The organism is Mesorhizobium sp. GbtcB19, assembly GCF_019091085.1.
Taxonomy (GTDB): Bacteria; Pseudomonadota; Alphaproteobacteria; order Rhizobiales; family Rhizobiaceae; genus Mesorhizobium.
This window is the reverse complement of the sequence record NZ_JAGXJY010000021.1, coordinates 38,768-54,258: the sequence shown is the minus strand read 5'-3', so window position 1 is coordinate 54,258 and position 15,491 is coordinate 38,768. Positions and strand designations below refer to the sequence as shown.

At 64.9% G+C, this 15,491-nt stretch carries 16 protein-coding genes; 4 read left to right on the top strand and 12 right to left on the bottom strand.

The window, feature by feature from the left end:
- Positions 1-5: 5 nt before the first annotated feature.
- The 4 genes from KVT37_RS26845 to KVT37_RS26830 form a co-directional block, all read right to left on the bottom strand.
- Positions 6-770: an ATP-binding cassette domain-containing protein gene (locus KVT37_RS26845; protein WP_217578031.1), complete on the bottom strand. Its 765-nt coding sequence runs from the start codon at positions 768-770 to the stop codon at positions 6-8.
- Positions 767-1,771, bottom strand: coding sequence for an ABC transporter permease (locus KVT37_RS26840; RefSeq protein WP_217578030.1), 1,005 nt, complete (start codon positions 1,769-1,771; stop codon positions 767-769). Before KVT37_RS26840 ends, KVT37_RS26845 begins: the two co-directional genes overlap by 4 nt.
- Complete coding sequence (locus tag KVT37_RS26835) at positions 1,768-2,748, bottom strand: substrate-binding domain-containing protein (protein WP_217578062.1); 981 nt, start codon at positions 2,746-2,748, stop codon at positions 1,768-1,770. Before KVT37_RS26835 ends, KVT37_RS26840 begins: the two co-directional genes overlap by 4 nt.
- A gap of 384 nt (positions 2,749-3,132) precedes the next feature.
- On the bottom strand, positions 3,133-3,780 hold the full coding sequence (locus KVT37_RS26830; protein ID WP_217578029.1) for a MarR family winged helix-turn-helix transcriptional regulator: 648 nt from the start codon (positions 3,778-3,780) through the stop codon (positions 3,133-3,135).
- A 117-nt stretch (positions 3,781-3,897) separates the two neighbouring features.
- Between KVT37_RS26830 and KVT37_RS26825 the strand changes: the two genes are divergently transcribed.
- The gene (locus KVT37_RS26825) at positions 3,898-5,427 is read left to right on the top strand and encodes an MDR family MFS transporter (protein WP_217578028.1); all 1,530 of its coding nucleotides are present in this window, start codon (positions 3,898-3,900) and stop codon (positions 5,425-5,427) included.
- A 66-nt stretch (positions 5,428-5,493) separates the two neighbouring features.
- Here KVT37_RS26825 and KVT37_RS26820 read toward each other — a convergent pair whose 3' ends face one another.
- The 7 genes from KVT37_RS26820 to KVT37_RS26790 are packed head-to-tail and all read right to left on the bottom strand — an operon-like array spanning position 5,494 to position 11,009.
- Complete coding sequence (locus KVT37_RS26820) at positions 5,494-6,522, bottom strand: ROK family protein (protein ID WP_217578027.1); 1,029 nt, start codon at positions 6,520-6,522, stop codon at positions 5,494-5,496.
- Positions 6,522-7,244, bottom strand: a complete 723-nt coding sequence (locus KVT37_RS26815) for a ribulose-phosphate 3-epimerase (protein WP_217578026.1) — start codon at positions 7,242-7,244, stop codon at positions 6,522-6,524. Before KVT37_RS26815 ends, KVT37_RS26820 begins: the two co-directional genes overlap by 1 nt.
- Positions 7,241-8,059: an alpha/beta fold hydrolase gene (locus KVT37_RS26810; protein ID WP_217578025.1), complete on the bottom strand. Its 819-nt coding sequence runs from the start codon at positions 8,057-8,059 to the stop codon at positions 7,241-7,243. Before KVT37_RS26810 ends, KVT37_RS26815 begins: the two co-directional genes overlap by 4 nt.
- Positions 8,059-8,877: a sugar phosphate isomerase/epimerase gene (locus KVT37_RS26805; protein ID WP_217578024.1), complete on the bottom strand. Its 819-nt coding sequence runs from the start codon at positions 8,875-8,877 to the stop codon at positions 8,059-8,061. Before KVT37_RS26805 ends, KVT37_RS26810 begins: the two co-directional genes overlap by 1 nt.
- Positions 8,877-9,953: a Gfo/Idh/MocA family protein gene (locus tag KVT37_RS26800; RefSeq protein WP_217578023.1), complete on the bottom strand. Its 1,077-nt coding sequence runs from the start codon at positions 9,951-9,953 to the stop codon at positions 8,877-8,879. The genes KVT37_RS26805 and KVT37_RS26800 overlap by 1 nt, the downstream gene beginning before the upstream one ends.
- Positions 9,954-9,957: 4 nt before the next feature.
- Positions 9,958-10,779: a sugar phosphate isomerase/epimerase gene (locus tag KVT37_RS26795; protein WP_217578022.1), complete on the bottom strand. Its 822-nt coding sequence runs from the start codon at positions 10,777-10,779 to the stop codon at positions 9,958-9,960.
- Positions 10,776-11,009, bottom strand: a complete 234-nt coding sequence (locus KVT37_RS26790) for a hypothetical protein (protein ID WP_217578021.1) — start codon at positions 11,007-11,009, stop codon at positions 10,776-10,778. Before KVT37_RS26790 ends, KVT37_RS26795 begins: the two co-directional genes overlap by 4 nt.
- Here KVT37_RS26790 and KVT37_RS26785 point away from each other — a divergent pair.
- The gene (locus KVT37_RS26785) at positions 11,008-12,156 is read left to right on the top strand and encodes a Gfo/Idh/MocA family protein (RefSeq protein ID WP_217578020.1); all 1,149 of its coding nucleotides are present in this window, start codon (positions 11,008-11,010) and stop codon (positions 12,154-12,156) included. The genes KVT37_RS26790 and KVT37_RS26785 overlap by 2 nt on opposite strands.
- Before the next feature lie 9 nt (positions 12,157-12,165).
- Positions 12,166-13,113: an alpha/beta hydrolase gene (locus tag KVT37_RS26780; protein ID WP_217578019.1), complete on the top strand. Its 948-nt coding sequence runs from the start codon at positions 12,166-12,168 to the stop codon at positions 13,111-13,113.
- 12 nt (positions 13,114-13,125) lie between these two features.
- Here KVT37_RS26780 and KVT37_RS26775 read toward each other — a convergent pair whose 3' ends face one another.
- The gene (locus tag KVT37_RS26775) at positions 13,126-14,148 is read right to left on the bottom strand and encodes a LacI family DNA-binding transcriptional regulator (RefSeq protein ID WP_217578018.1); all 1,023 of its coding nucleotides are present in this window, start codon (positions 14,146-14,148) and stop codon (positions 13,126-13,128) included.
- Between the two features lie 518 nt (positions 14,149-14,666).
- On the opposite strand from KVT37_RS26775, the gene KVT37_RS26770 reads away from it, so the two are divergent.
- Positions 14,667-15,449: a TIR domain-containing protein gene (locus KVT37_RS26770; protein ID WP_217578017.1), complete on the top strand. Its 783-nt coding sequence runs from the start codon at positions 14,667-14,669 to the stop codon at positions 15,447-15,449.
- Positions 15,450-15,491 lie beyond the last annotated feature (42 nt).

Below are 15,491 nucleotides of genomic sequence, written 5' to 3'. Positions count from 1 at the left end.
GCGGATCACGCCGCGCCGGTGACCAGCGCGACGAGCTCGTTGCCCGATGTTTCGGATGCCCGAACGGTCGCGGCCATCCTGCCCGCGCGCATCACCCAAATCTGGTCCGACAGGCGGCGCACCTGATCGAAATTGTGGCTGACCAGGATGACCGAGACCGATTGTTCGCGAAGACGTCGGATCAGCGCCTCGACGTTTGCCGTTTCCTGCACGCCGAGCGCCGCCGTCGGTTCGTCCATGACCACCAGCTTGGCGCCGGAGCCGACGGCGCGGCAGATCGATATGGCCTGCCTTTGGCCGCCCGACAGGCGGCGCACACGCTGGTTGATCGACGGCACATTGATCGACAGCCGTGACAGCATCGCGCGCGCCTGTGTTCTCATCGCCTTGCGGTCGAGAAGCGTGAAAGGGCCGATGCGCCGCACGATCTCGCGGTTGAGGAACAGATTCTGCGCCACCGTCAGTTCGTCGATCAGCGCCAGGTTCTGGTGCACGGTCTCGATGCCGGCCTTGCGCGCGCCGTCCGGGTTGGAGAACGGGTGTTCGTGGCCGTCGAAGACGATAGAGCCGCCATCGGGAACATGCACGCCGACCAGGCAGCGGATCAGCGTCGACTTGCCGGCGCCATTGTCGCCGATGACGGCGGTGACCTCGCCGCGGCGTGCCTGGAAGGCGACATCGGTGAAGGCGCGCACGCCACCGAAATGCTTGCTCAGGCCCTGGCAGGCGATGATCGCGTCCGAGGCGGAGAAGGGCGGCACGGCGCTCATTTCTGGTACCGCATGATCAGCGCCGCCAACACCACGATGGCGCCCACGGCAAGCGGTTGATAGAAGGCCGAGACGCTGAGCAGCGTCAGCCCGTTGACCAGCGCGGTGAGCATCAGCGCGCCGATCGCTGGACCCAATATGCTGGCGCGGCCGCCGAACAGGCTGACGCCGCCCAGCACCACCGCGGCCACCGAGTTCAGCAGCAGGCTGGTGTTGATCAGCGGCTCGGCCGAGCCGATGCGCGCCACCAGCAGAATGGCCGCGATGCCGGCGCAGAGGCCCGAAATGGTGTAGGCGGCAATCTTGACACGGCCGGTGCGGATGCCGAGCGCGCTTGCGCTTTCGGTCTGGCCGCCGGTAGCGAGCAGGTGCACGCCGAAGCGCGTGTGGTAGAGCGCGACATGGGCCACGACGACGGCCGCGATCGCCACCCAGACCGGGTAGCCGAACGGCCCGAACGAGCCGGAAGCGAGCTTGAGCAGGAAGGTCGAACCGACCATGGTCGGCTCGCCGCCCGACAGGATCAGGCCAAGCCCGGTGATGCCGGACAATGTGCCGAGCGTCACCACGAAATCGGGGATTTTGCCTGCGGTGATGATGAGGCCGTTGAAGAAGCCCAGCGCGCTGGTGGCCAGCACGCAAAGCACGCAAGCGATGAAGATGCCGTGGCCGGCGGCATTGACGAGGCCAAGTATGACGGCGCCCAGCATGACCGCCGCCGCCAGCGACAGGTCGATGCCCGATGTCGCCACGACGAAGGTTTGGCCGATCGACAGCACCACCAGGATGGCTGCCGCCAACAGCAACGCCTGCAGGTTGGCGACGCTGAGGAAGACCGGTTGGGCGATGCCGAAGATGATGACCAGTCCGACCAGGCCGACGACGGACGCCCAGTCGGCCCAGAAAGAGGGATCGAGGAGGAGAGCCGCAAGGGAGGAACGGCTCTCCTCCGGTGCGCCCGCCGAGTGGGCGGCGGGCGCGTTGTTGGCGGAATTGCTCACTTCAACAACTCGCGCAACGGATCGGGATAGTCGCCGCCGGGGCGCGGGAAGTTCTTCAGCGAGGCCTCGGCATTGTCCTTGTTGATCAAGAGCACGGGCGCCGGCACGTTGGCGGGCAGTTCCTTGCCCTTGACCGCCGCCTTGCAGGCCTCGACGCCCATGGCGCCGACGACATACGGATATTGGGCGACGGTGGCGGTGAGCTCGCCGGCCGCCACCGATTTCAGCGCGTCGACGATGCCGTCGAGGCCGATCACCTTGACGTTCTTGCCAGATGTCTGCACGGCGCGCTCGACGCCGAGCGCCATGATGTCGTTGGCGGCGAAGAAGCCGGCGAGGTCGGGATGCGCCGCCAGGATGTCGGTGGCCGCGGTCAGCGCCTTCTCGCGATCCCAGTCGGCGCTCACCATCACCACCACGTCGAGCTTGCCCTCGACGGCCTGCTTGAACCCCTTGATGCGGGCGTTGGAGCCGACGTCGCCGACGATGCCGGCGACCAGCGCGACCTTCGAACCCTTCGGCACCAGCTTCAGCATCTCTTCGCCGGCGAGCGCTCCGGCCGCAACGTTGTCGGTGCCGATATAGGTCGAGACGGAGAAGCCGGCGGCCTTGGCCTGCCCGGCGTCGATGGTCGAGTCGATGTTGATGATCGGCTTCTTCTTCTGGGCCACCGGCACCAGCGCCTGGACAAGGTTGGAGACGCTGATCGGGTTGACCAGGTAGCAATCGAAGTCCTGCAACGCCATCGCGGTCAGCCGGTCGGCCTGGCCGGTGGCGTCGCCCATATTGGCGGCGGCCTGCACGGTGACCGCAACGCTGTCGGCCTTGGCCTGCTCCTCGATGCCCTGCTGCATGGTCTGGAAGAACGGATTGTCGAGACCTTTGACGATCGCCGCGACCTTCGCGTCATCGGCATGGGCGGCAAGCGTCGTGGCAAGCAGGCTGGCGCCGATCGCCAGGCAATTGAACATGCGCATGCGCATAAGTCTTCCTCCTCCGGATTTTTGATTGTCGGCTCGTTGTCCTGCGAACGGCATGGCTGACGGCACGCAAGCGACCCCTGCGCTTGCGTTGGAAAAACCGGCTGGCGCGCGCAAGGCGCACCCGGTTCGGGTCTCTTCCATGCCAGGCATTGCTCCTCCCAGAGCGCTGGCGGATGTCTCGCCAGCGTTTCCGCATGGTTGAGAAAAATTTTACGTACGTCAAGAATTAAAATAGAGCGCAGTGGATTTAATGTGCTGCAATGCAACAGGAATTGGAGGCAACTTTAGGAGATTGGCGGACGCGACGACGGCAACAGCGGATTTCACCAAAGCGACGGCGATGTCACGTCAAGAGAGGCAAGGCCCCAAATGCGCCGCCTATTTCGCCTCGGGCGCCCCGGGCTCCGTCTCGTCCATCATCTGCTTGACGGCATCGGCAGCCCTGCTCATCCCTGCCTCATCGATAGCCCAAGCCGCGAGGCGTTCCAGCAGGGCGGCGAACGTCACCAGGTCCTGCTCGTCCCACTGCGCCAGCGCGCCGGCGAAAATCCGCCATTTGGTCTGGCGCACCGCCTTCACCAGGCGCTCGCCCTTGGCGGTCAGCCTGAGGCAAATGCGGCGGGCATCGAGTTGCGACGCGACGCGCAAAGCGTAGCCACGCTCGACCAGATCGGCGGAGATGCGGCTGGCGCGGGAGGGGTCTATGCCCATGCGCTCGGCGATGACGCCGACCGTCACCTCGTCCTGTGGGATGTCACTGACGACCGTGCTGAGCGCGATGATCGCATCGAGATGGCTCACTTCCAGCGAGGGGTCGATGCGGGCCAGAATCAAGCGGCCAAAATCCCGGCGCTGGACCGAACGCCGCACCTTGCCCATCACTGCGTCGATGGCCGCGACGGCTTCGGCTGCCGCTTCGGACAGGCCATTGCTGCGTGCCAGATCGGCGAGATCCTGATCGCCATGCGTCTGGCGCGGGGTTGAAAGTCGGTCGGGCTTGCCCGGCTCGGCATCGTTGCTGCTCATCCCAAAGCGCGCTAGCAAAAATGTATGCCGATGTCAATTGCATGCTGGTAGCATATATTTGATGTTGACATATATCTGCCATGGGCACATAAACCCGCCCCAACGTCGGAGATACCCATGAGCATTGACTCAACGCTTCCGGATGCGCCGCCCGCGGAGGCCGAAGCCAGGCCCGATCTTACGACGCTGATCGTCTATTGCGGCGCGCTCGTTGCCATGTTCATGGCCACCATCGACATGCAGATCGTCGTCACCGCCTTGCCCACCATTGCGGGTGAGCTCGGCAATCTGCATCTGTTCGGCTGGGTGGGTGCCGCCTATCTGCTCTCGACCGCCGCGGTCTCGCCTTTCTACGGCAAGCTCGGCGATATGTATGGCCGCAAGAACGTCGTCCTGACGGCGATCGGCCTGTTCCTGCTGGGATCGCTGGTCTGCGGCATGGCATGGTCGATGGAAAGCCTGATCGCGGCGCGCGTGCTCCAGGGCATCGGCGGCGGCGGCCTGATGGTCTCGGCCTTCGCCATGATCGGCGAATTGTTCTCGCCGCGCGACCGCGCCAAATACCAGGGCTACAGTTCGGCGGTTTTCGCTCTGTCCTCGGTGCTCGGCCCGCTGGCCGGCGGCTACATCACCAGCCTGTTCGGCTGGCGCTGGGTCTTCCTGGTCAATCTGCCGATCGGCATTATCGTGATGGCGGTGCTGGCATTCGCCATGCGCAGCCGCTTCAACGGGAAGAAGCACCATGTCGATTATCTCGGCGGCGCACTGCTGGCCATCGGCACGACGGCCATCGTCTATTGGGGCTATCATGTGCTCGACCCGTCCGGGCCGGACGTCTTCACCTTCGCGCTGCCGCTGCTCGCGCTGGTCGCCATTACCTTGTTCATCGTGGTTGAACGCCGGGCCGAGGAGCCGATCGTGCCCTTGCGGCTGTTTGCCATTTCGACCGTCAGCATCGTCTCGGGCGTGTCGCTGGTCGCCGGAACGGTGACGCTGGGCATGTTCTTCTACTTCGCCCTCTATATGCAGACACTGACGGGTCTCAGCCCAGCGGAAGTCGGCTTCCTGTTCCTGCCGGCGTCGCTGACGTCGATGGTCATCTCGATCGTCGCCGGGAGGGTGATTGCGGCGACCGGACGCTACAAATGGATGCCGGTGGTGGCGATGGGCATGGGCGGCCTGCTGATGATAGGCTTTGTCTTCATCAACCAGCACACGCCGATCTGGGTGCTGGCGGCGATGATGGCCACATTCGGCATTTCAATGGGCCTGCAGTTCCAGGTGCTGATCGTGGCGATCCAGGCAGCCGCACCCCTGCAGGATATCGGCGCGGTGACCTCGCTGATCACGCAGGCGCGCACGCTCGGCGCGTCGCTGGGTCTGGCGCTGAACGGCGCGGTGATGATCTGGGCCTTGAACCGGCAGACCGCCGGGCTTCCCACTGAGGCCGCCGCTCTGTTGCCGCAGGGTTTGAACGGGCTGACGCCACACATCGCCTCCGGCCTGCCCGCCGCGATCCGCGAGTCGGTGCTCGATCATTACTCCAGCGGGTTCAACGTGATGTTCATCTGGGTAGCGGCCCTCTACTTCGTCGCCATGGGGCTGACGCTGCTGCTCGAGAACAGGGAAATCCCCAAGCGCACCTGAGCTGTCGAGCTGGACGCGACCCAGGCAGATTAAAGTGGTGCCGGCGCCTCCCGATTTCTATCGAAATCACCCGGCTCTGGCGCCGGCCGGTCCGCTGGCCCCGTCGCCTGTCTCCTGGTCCTGCACCATCGACAGCGCCGTGCCCGGCTCGCCCTCCCACAGGATAAGGCTGGCGGCGCCCACCAGCCCGGCGCGGTCGCCGAGCTCGGCCGGCACCACCGGCACGTCGCGATAGGCCTGCATGGCGCGCTCGTTGATCGTGGCCCGGATCCCCGGCGCCAGAAGGTCGAAGCCGTTCGAGAGCCCGCCACCCATGACGATCACCTCGGGCGAGTAGAGATGCAAAAGATTGGTGAAGCCGATGCCGAGCCAATGCGCCTCGGCCTCGACCAGGTCGCGCGCGACTGCATCGCCCATCCGCGCCGCCTCGACGACATGGCGAGCCGAAACATCGCCGTTGCTGGAAAGCCGCCGGAGCTGCGATCCATCGCCTGGCGCGGTCAGCCGTGTCGCCCGGCGTCCAAGCGCGGTGCCGGAGGCGACCGCCTCGAAGCAGCCGACATTGCCGCAGAAGCAGCGGTCGCCCTCGCCGGTGATCGTCATGTGGCCGATCTCGGCGGCCAGCCCCCGCCGTCCGTGATAGATATGGCCGTCGGCGATGACGCCGCCGCCGATGCCGGTCGACACGGTGACGAAGACGAGCGATTCCGAGCCACGCCCGGCGCCGTAGCGCCATTCGCCCAGCGCCGCCGCATTGGCGTCATTCTCCAGCCGCACCGGCAACCCGAACTGCCGGCTGAGAATGTCGATCATCGGCACGTTGTGCCAGCCGGAGAGTGTCGGCGGTCCGATGACGATGCCTGCCTTGGGATCGAGCGGGCCCGGCGCGCAGGCGCCGATGCCGAGCACCTTGGCCTGCGGGTGGTCGTCCAGCAGTTTGTTGGCGAGCGCGATGATCCGGCCGATCACCGCCTCCGATCCCGCTTCAGCCATCGTCGGTTCCGAGACGCGCGCCACGACCTCGCCGCCGCGCTCGACCAGCGCGCCGCGCAACTCCGTGCCGCCGAGATCGAAGGCCAGCGCGAGCGTGCTCATCAGGCGGCGGCCTTCAGCCCGTGCAGCCAGGCCATGCGCTGCGCCAAATCCGGATCGCCGAAGGCGAGCGATCCCAGCACCACGGTGTCGGCGCCGGCTGCGCGCAGCAGCGGCACCGTCTCGTGGCGGATGCCGCCATCGGCGGCGAGGATGATATCGGCCTCGCGGCCTGCCTGCCGCATCAGCGTGCGCGCTTCGATCAGGCGCGGGCAGGCTTGCTCGGACAGGCTCTGCCCCTTGACGCCGATCGAGGTGCCGAGAAGCGTCACGAAGGCCACGTCCGGCAGGAAGGGAACGATGGCGGAAACCGGCGTCTCCAGCCGCAGCACCACGCCGGCCTCGGCGCCGAGTTCACGCGCCAGCCGCACGGCGCGCCGGCCCGCCTCGCCATTTTCGGCATGGATGGTGACGAGGTCGGCGCCGGCTTCGATGAACTGGCGCGTCTGGGCCTCGACGATTTCCGCCTCGACCATCAGGTGCACGTGGATCGGCTTTGCCGTGAGTTTAGCGATGCGCGCCACCAGGTCCGGGAAGAACAGGAAGCCGGGCGTGAAGCGGGCATCGGCCACGTCGATGTGATGCAGGTCGGCATGGGCTTCGATCCGCTTCAGGTCGCGCTCCATGTTGGCGAGGTCCGCCGACCACAGCGAGAATTCGCCGATCAGCCGGTTGCGGGGCAGGGCAGCGATGGCGGCTGGACCGGAGAGAGGCTTGGCGATCATGACGGAATGGGACTCCGGAGGCTTGAATGCGTTTGCAGGAAGGAGGTGATGTGCTGGTGCAGATCGCTGAAATGCTTCGCGCTGTCGCGCGCTTTCGGCGTGATTTCGGCAAAGACCGCGTCCGGCATCGCGGCGGCAAGCGTGTAGGCTGAAGACAACGGGTGCACGGCATCCATCGCGTTGCCGACGACCAGTGCAGGAATGTCGAGCGCGGCCGCGTCGCGTTCGCCAACGCCGGGACCGTCGCCGGCGATGTTGGCCAGCACTTGCGCGAATGCACTGGCGTCGGGCCGGTCGAAATAGCCGAGCAGCGAGGAAAGATTGTCCGGCGCCTCGCGATAGAGGCGCGTTGCGGTCTCGGATTGCGCGAACATCCTCCGACCCTTGTCGGTCCCATGTTCGAGGATGAGTTCGGCGACTTCGGCGATCGGCTGCATGTTCTGTGGCGCGGCGGAAAAAGTCCATGCAGGCCGCACCAGGATGAGGCCGGTGACGCGCCGCGGGTAACGGTATGCAAGACGCAGCGCAATCGCCGCGCCCATCGAGACGCCGCCGGCAACGAAGCGGTCGAGCCCGAGCTGATCGGCGGCGGCAATAACGTCATCGGCGAACATTTCGAACGAGAACGGCCGCCGCTCGCCGAGCCCGGAGCCGCCATGCCCGCGGCATTCGAGCGTGATGCGCCGGAAGCCATCGGGACATGTCTGCGCGGCCTGCGCTTCGCCGCCGCCCAGGCCGTGCTGGAAGACGACCGAACGACCCGCGCCCGTGTCGGTAATGCGCAGCCTGGCTCCGTCGCGCAACAGCGTCGCCATCACACGAGCTCTTTCAGGAAGCGGGCGACGCCGGGTGCCTCTTCGGCCGACAGCCCGTGCGTGACCAGCGGTCCGTCGAAGCCGGTGGCCTTCATCCGGACGATGAAATCGGCAAAGTCGACCACGCCTTGCCCGGCGGTGGCGAAGCGGCCGTCGGCGAAGCGGTCCTTGGCATGCGCCAGCGCCACATGGCCCGCCGTGCGTTCGACCGCGTCGGCAACGATGGCGCGCGCTGTCTGCGCGGTCGCCTGTTCGAACAGATTGGCCGGATCGAGCACGATGCGCAGGCGCTTCGAGCCCATCTCGGAGAACAGCCGCATCGCGTCCTCGACCGAGGTGACGATGTTGGCCTGCTCCGGCTCGATGCCGAGATCGACGCCGTGGCGCTCGGCGATCAGCAATGCCTTTTCCATCTCGCGCGCCATGTCGGCCCAGGCCGATGGATCGGCATTGTCGGGGTGGCGTGCCCACTGATCCTCGGCATTGCGCGTTCCGGTGCAGAGCGTGACGAGCGGGATCGAAAGCCTGGCCGCCGTGTCGATGATGATCGCCAGCCGCCCGAGCCCGTCGGCTCGCACCCGGGTGTCCGGATGCGCCATGTTGTAGGTGCCCGAAAGCGCGACGAGGCTGACACTCGTAGCCTTGGCTGCGGCATCGATGGCGCGGATCGCGTCGTCGGAAACCGCGTCCGGCATCGACGGCAGGCCGGCGCAGGCCAGATTGAACTGGGTGACGGCAAAGCCCGCCTCCCGCACGGCGGCCAGCACGCCGGCCGGCTCGCTGCCCGGGAAGGTCTTGGCGAACACCCCGATTTGCATCAGACCGCTCCGCTGACGCTGGCGAGTTCGACGCGCTCGCCGCTTTCGACGGAGCGCGCGATCGCCACCATGGCGCGGATCGAGGCAAGGCCATCCTCGACAGTGGCGCCGCGCTGTGACGCGCCGTTAAGCACGGTGTCGGCGAGGCCTTCCAACTGGCGGCGGAAGAAATGGCCGTCGGCGCCAAGCGGCTTGCGCGAGGTCGCATCCTTCTCGTGGAAGATGTCGACCTCGCTGGCACGGAAATACCAGGGATTGAAGGTCTTGGCGATCACCGAGCCGTTCTCGCCATAGAGCTGAAAACCTTCGTGCCAGTCCATACGCACGGCGACGGTGAGGTCGAGATGGCCGAGCGCGCCATTGGCGAATTCCGTCTCGACGAACCAGCAATAGGCGCCGAAGCGCTCGTTGAGGCGCGCGCGCACCGCCGTGATCTCGCCGCACAGGAAACGCGCCGTGTCGACCAGATGCGAGCCATGCGCCAGCATGAAATACTGCCTGAGATCGGCCTTCGGATTGCCACTTGGCTTCCTTGCCAGCTTGCTGGTGACGGGCAGCGGCTGCACCGCATCGGTGTTGGTGTAGCGATGGGTGGAATCGCAATACCAGGCCTTGAGCGCCAGGATATCGCCCATCTCGTCGCGGACGAAATCGCGCGCCGCTTCCAGCGCCGGGTCGAAGCGTTTCATGTGGCCAACCTGCAGCACCTTGCCGGAGCGCCTTACGGCCTCGGCGAGCTTCTCGCCTTCCTCGACCGAAACGCCGATCGGCTTTTCGCACAGCACATGCTTGCCGGCTTCCAGCGCCTTGATCGACATCGGCACGTGATAGGCGTCCGAGGTGGCGACGATCACCGCTTCGAGCTCAGTGTCGGCGAGCATCTCGTCATAGTCGCCATACATCTTCCGCGGCTCGTAGGTCGCGCCCATGCGTGCCAGCAGGTCGGGCGCCGCGTCGCAGATCGCGTAGAGGTCGGCATTGGCGGCCTTCACGCAGGATTCCAGATGCGCGAATTGCGCGATCGGCCCGCAGCCGAGCACACCGACACGAAGGCGACGGTCTTGCTTGACGATCATCGTCTCAGGCTCCGTAGCCGCGCATGGTCTGGCGGTTGGTCTTGACAGCGCCCGCCGGATCGGCGGCGGCGGTTTCGGACTCTTCCTCGAGCACCAGCCAGCCGTTGAAGTTTGGCGCCGCACTGGCGATCTCGATCACCTTCGCCGTGTCGCAGATGCCCTTGCCGAGCATCGCCCAGGTGCCGTTCGCATCGACGTCCTTCAGATGCACGTAGCGGATGCGGTCGCGATAGGTGGTGAGCGTGTCGGCCATATCGCAGTGGCCGCGCAAGATGTGGCCGGTGTCGGGCACCCAGCCGACCAGCGAGGCGTCCAGCAGCCCGAAGATGCGGTCGTAATCGGCACGGTCGAAGAGCAGCGTGTTGTGATGCGAGCTCGGATGCACCGCAACCTGGACGCCGGCCTTGCGGCCGATCTCGCCGGCCTTGTTGTAGACCTCGGCGGCAATGGCGAACTTGTCGTCGCGCGGCCCGTCGGAGACGACGGTCGCAGAGCCCATCGAGACCAGCGCTCTGGGGAAGGCGGCGGCAAAGTCGATCCAGCGCTTGGCGGCTTCGAGGTCCTCGCCGATCTGGTCCTTCAGCGTGAAGCCGCTGTTCGAGCCGAATGCGAAGGAGACGAGCGTCAGGCCGGACGACGTCAACGCCGCCGCAAACTCGGCCGGCTTGCCGGCATAGCGGCCGATCATCCTGTCGGTGATCTCGATGCCGGCATAGCCTCCATCGGCGATCGCCTTGAGGAGATCGTCTGGGCCGCCGGTGAACCGGTCGCCGAGCATTTCCCAGGTGAAGGTCTGGCAGCCGACTTTGAGGTCTTCCACGTTCATCCTTTCAAGTCCTTGATACCGCCCTGCATCAGACCCTCGATGATCCGGCGCTGGACGAACAGCCTGACGACCGGCGGTCTCCAACGCTGCGTCGGCATTTTCATATGCTCTCGAAAAATTTTACGCGCGTCAATATTTAAAATGCTGTATAGCGAATCTGGAAACCGGTCCGCCGCGCCTGCGGGAAGATAGACCGGAACGCTGCCGAATTGGGAGGCTGGAACGAACATGCACGCAAAATCAGGCGCGAAGCTCGGTATCGGGGTCATCGGATGCGGCAACATCTCGATGACCTATCTGCGCAACGCGGCACTTTTTTCCGGCGTGGAATTGCGCGCCTGCGCCGACATTTCCGCCGATATGGCTGCGCTTCGGGCCAAGGAATATGGCATCCGCCCGCTCGGCGTCGACGCGCTGCTGGCCGATCCCGAGGTCGATCTCGTCCTCAACCTCACAATTCCGTCGGTGCATTTCGACATTTCCCATTCAGCGCTTTCGGCCGGAAAACATGTCTTCACCGAAAAGCCTCTCGCGACCTCGGCCAGCGACGGCCGCAAGCTTGTCGCCGAGGCCGCCAGGCGCGGGTTGCTGATCGGTTCGGCTCCCGACACCTTCCTTGGTGCGGCCGGCAGGCGGGCGCGCCGCCTGATGGACGAGGGCGCCATCGGCCGCGCCGTGACCGGCACCGCCTTCATGATGGGGCGCGGCATGGAGCACTGGCATCCCAATCCGCAATTCTACTATCAGCCTGGCGGCGGTCCGGTGTTCGACATGGGGCCGTACTACCTGACGATGCTGGTCAACCTGCTCGGTCCAGTCGCTCGCGTCATGGCTATGGCGACGCGCGGCCAGGAGGAGCGGCTGATCACCGCCGAGGGTCCATACAAGAACACCAGCTTCAGGGTCGGCACGCCGACCAACATCCTGTCGCTACTCGAATTCCGTTCCGGCGCCACCGTAACCTTTGGCGCCTCGTGGGACGTCTTCAAGCATTCCAACCACCCGATCGAATTGCACGGCACGGAAGGGTCGCTCAGGCTCCCCGACCCGGACACTTTTGGCGGCACCGTCTCGCTATCCGCGGGCGGGACCGACTGGAAGGATTTTGAGAGCGAGGGCGAACTCTACGGCGCGCGCAACTGGCCCTACGCCGCCCCCAACCGCGCCAACTACCGCATGCTTGGCGTCGCCGACCTGGCGCGGTCGCTGTCGGAAGGCAGGAGGCCGCGCGCTTCCGGCGAGCTTGCGTTGCACGTGCTGGAGATCATGGAGGCTATCCTGGCTTCGGGTGAAAGCCGCGGCTCGGTTGCCGTGGTGGGGACCGTCGACCAGCCGCAGCTGCTCGGCGAGGACGAGGCGGCGAGCCTGCTCGCCTGAGGATGGACCGTGACGGTGTCGCTCGATCCGCAAGCCCAAAAAGTTCTCGATCTCGGCCGGCAGGCGAGCGAGCCGCCTTTCGAGACAGGCACGCCGCAACAGGCTCGGCGCGCCTATGACAACGGCTTTCCCGAATTGCAGGGCGAGCGTGAAGCGGTCGTCTCGGTCGCTGATCGCGCTATTGCCGGGCCAGGCGGATCATTGACCCTCCGCCTCTATCGCGGGCAGGGCGCGCCTGCGGCTGGCGCCCCCGCGCTGCTCTATTTGCATGGCGGCGGCTGGGTGATTGGCAATCTCGATTCGCACGGCGAGATCTGCCGCTGGTTCGCCAACCTGGCGGCTTGCGTGGTCGTCTCGCCCGATTACCGGCTGGCGCCGGAACACAAATTCCCGGCGGCGCTCGAGGACTGCCGGGCCGCTCTCTCCTACATCCGTGATGCGGCTGACGGTCTCGGCATCGACGCGCGGCGCATCGCCGTCGCCGGCGACAGCGCCGGCGGCAATCTCGCCGCCGTGCTCGCCCTGCTCGCGCGCGACGACAGGCATAGGCTGACGGCGCAATTGCTGTTCTACCCGAACACCGATGCGGCACAGACCACTGATAGCTATCGCCGCTTCGGCGAGGGTTTTGGGCTGACCGCATCGACCATGGCGTGGTTCCGCGACCACTATGTGCGAGACGTCGCGGACATCGGCGATTGGCGCGTCTCGCCGCTCAAGGCCGAGAGCCTTGCCGGCGCCGCGCCGGCCTTCATTGCAATCGCCGGTCACGACATCCTCGCCGACGAGGGCGAAGCCTACGCGCAACGGCTGGAGGCGGACGGTGTGCCGATTGCGCTCAGGCGCTGGCCGGGCCAGATCCACGGCTTCGTATCGATGGGCCGCCACGGCCCGGCATCGCGGCAGGCGGTCGAGGCGGCCGTGGCCGCGTGGCGAAAATTCGATCCCGCATTCTAAGGTCGCTCGAGATCAGGCCGACTGGCGCATCACCAGCGTCGCGTCGAGCCTGACCTTCGGCGCGACGGCAGTGCCGTCCTCGTCGAGCAGCGCGAGCAGGGTCTCGACGCTGCGCCCGGCCATCGCCGCGAAATCCTGCGCCATCGTGGTGAGCGCGGGGCAGGTGTAGCGGCTGAGCGGGTGGTCGTCATGGGCCGCGACGCGCAGGTCGCAGTCGGCCTTGCGGCCGACTTTCAGCCCTCTCGAGAAAGCTGCAGCCATCACGCCGAAGGCGAGGCGGTCGTTGTTGCACAGGATCGTCTTGCCCGGCAGCCCGCCCTGGCTCAGCATCTTCTCCATCTGCTCGTAGCCGATCCGCTCGAAATCCCAGGTGTAAGCCTTGATATCGCCGATGACGATCGGCTCCTGTCCGAGCCGCTTCATCGACGTCACATAGCTGTCCAACCGTTCCGGCGAGTTGTGGTTGACATGCGGAATGTCGAAATAGACCGGAGGTTCGCCGGACCTGCAAAGATAGTCGACGATGGTCGAGACGCTCTGGCTGTTGTTGTTGCCGACGAACGGCGTGCCGCCTTCGAGATAAGTGTCGAAATAGACGATTGGAATGGCCTGGGTCAGCTTCTCCAGCGCACGGTGGTCCGAGCGTAGGCCGAGCGGCGCGATCAGCGCGCCGGACACTTTCAGCGACAGGATGGTTCGTGCCGCCTCGGCCTCGAGCTCGGTCGAGGCGTGCGAGGAGATGACGATCGGCCAATAGCCTTCGTCGCGCAGCCGAAGCTCGATCCGGCTGACCATTTCGGAATAGAACGGATCGGCAACCGTCGGCACGACGATGCCGATGCTGCGGGTGCGCTTGCGGTTGAGATTGCGGGCGAAGAGATTGGGCTGGTAGTCGGACGAGCGCAGCGCATCCTCGATCCGCTTTCGCGTCGCCGGCTTGACGCTGGTCGGATCGTCGAAATATTTCGACAGTGTCGGCCGCGAGACGCCACAGGAGCGGGCGAAATCCTGCATCGTCTTGTGCGTCATCGGCATTCGAAACCTCGCGATGGATTTTCAGACCGCAAGTCCGCGCGCCGTCCGGTGATCCCATGCGCTGCGCCGGCGCGCGACCTCAAAGTTTTACAACATGCTCTACAAGCTTTAACGCGTTGCGAGAAATTATTCCGCACGTAAAATTTGTAAATTGACATAAAATTGCAGCTCGGCCCTTTGTCGCCTTTCATAAATCTCAGCCGCTTGCCGAGGCTCGTCCGGGCAACATCATAATTGTGCGCCGGAAACACGAAGGGGCTCCACCGTGAATTGTCGATCAGTGGCGGGGCAGGATCATCCTACGATCTTGCTTCGACGCGGGGCAACTCTATTTGGCGCGCGAAGACGCTCCGCAATTTCGTCTCCCCAGGCGCGCCGTCCGCAGCCCCCGCTTGGATACGCTATCATTATCCAGGTTGTGTGAAGAGCCAGGGAGAGGCTATCTGTTTAGGCCGTGCTGACAAATTCTGACATATACCCTTCTGACTGAAGAAATGAGGGGGACATAGGGGGAAGCGATGCCGAACGCGATGGCGGGTAAAATCAAAATCTTCATCAGTCACGCCCACCGCGATGAGGATATTGCCGAAAAACTGGTAACCGCGCTCGAACTCGCAATGAGTGTTCCCGACGGCTCGGTGCGTTGCACGTCGGTACCGGGTTACAAACTCGATTTTGGATCGATGCCCCCTGACATCTTGCGTAGCGAACTGGCATCCGCCGAAAGTGTCGTCGCTATTCTTACGCCCCACAGTCTTGCTTCGGAGTGGGTAGCGTTTGAATTGGGCGCGGCATGGTTACAGGCGAAGCGGACAATTCCGCTTCTCGCCGGATTGAGGCCCGAGGATGTTCCGGGTCCCATGCGGGGGGCGGCGGCAGGTCTACTCAACAGTGCTTCCAGCCTCTATCAGTTTCTCGACCAATTGGCCAAAACAACCGGTTGGCTGGAGAGAAACAAGCTTGCCGCTTTGGCCAAGTTGGAGGAGCTCGCGGCTTACGTTACCAAGAAGTCTTTTCTTGACGAAATTGATCGGGAAACGAAGGCGAGTTTCAGCGCCAAGCGCGCTCGCGTGGGCGAAAGGCAAGGAAAGATTCTAGACTATATCGCGTCTCATTCTGATCGGGACATTTCACAGGGGGAGTTACAGACGGCATTCAATTTCGGCCAGTCGGAAATCTACTATCGTCTGGAAACGCTTCGCTATCTAGGGTTCCTAACTCGCCGGAAAATCGGGGAGAATGGCGGCGTCGCCACTTACGGCTGGACGACTTCCGATAAGTACCGTGCGGAGCTTGAATGATCGGTGTGCAGTAGGCTCGGCCGGGGATAACGATGGATACCA

Coding starts and splice junctions, on each gene's coding strand:
- KVT37_RS26845 (WP_217578031.1), bottom strand. CDS start 770: ATGAGCGCCGTGCCGCCCTTCTCCGCCTCGGACGCGATCATCGCCTGC.
- KVT37_RS26835 (WP_217578062.1), bottom strand. CDS start 2,748: ATGCGCATGTTCAATTGCCTGGCGATCGGCGCCAGCCTGCTTGCCACG.
- KVT37_RS26830 (WP_217578029.1), bottom strand. CDS start 3,780: ATGAGCAGCAACGATGCCGAGCCGGGCAAGCCCGACCGACTTTCAACC.
- KVT37_RS26825 (WP_217578028.1), top strand. CDS start 3,898: ATGAGCATTGACTCAACGCTTCCGGATGCGCCGCCCGCGGAGGCCGAA.
- KVT37_RS26820 (WP_217578027.1), bottom strand. CDS start 6,522: ATGAGCACGCTCGCGCTGGCCTTCGATCTCGGCGGCACGGAGTTGCGC.
- KVT37_RS26815 (WP_217578026.1), bottom strand. CDS start 7,244: ATGATCGCCAAGCCTCTCTCCGGTCCAGCCGCCATCGCTGCCCTGCCC.
- KVT37_RS26810 (WP_217578025.1), bottom strand. CDS start 8,059: ATGGCGACGCTGTTGCGCGACGGAGCCAGGCTGCGCATTACCGACACG.
- KVT37_RS26805 (WP_217578024.1), bottom strand. CDS start 8,877: ATGCAAATCGGGGTGTTCGCCAAGACCTTCCCGGGCAGCGAGCCGGCC.
- KVT37_RS26800 (WP_217578023.1), bottom strand. CDS start 9,953: ATGATCGTCAAGCAAGACCGTCGCCTTCGTGTCGGTGTGCTCGGCTGC.
- KVT37_RS26795 (WP_217578022.1), bottom strand. CDS start 10,779: ATGAACGTGGAAGACCTCAAAGTCGGCTGCCAGACCTTCACCTGGGAA.
- KVT37_RS26785 (WP_217578020.1), top strand. CDS start 11,008: ATGCACGCAAAATCAGGCGCGAAGCTCGGTATCGGGGTCATCGGATGC.
- KVT37_RS26790 (WP_217578021.1), bottom strand. CDS start 11,009: ATGTTCGTTCCAGCCTCCCAATTCGGCAGCGTTCCGGTCTATCTTCCC.
- KVT37_RS26775 (WP_217578018.1), bottom strand. CDS start 14,148: ATGCCGATGACGCACAAGACGATGCAGGATTTCGCCCGCTCCTGTGGC.
- KVT37_RS26770 (WP_217578017.1), top strand. CDS start 14,667: ATGCCGAACGCGATGGCGGGTAAAATCAAAATCTTCATCAGTCACGCC.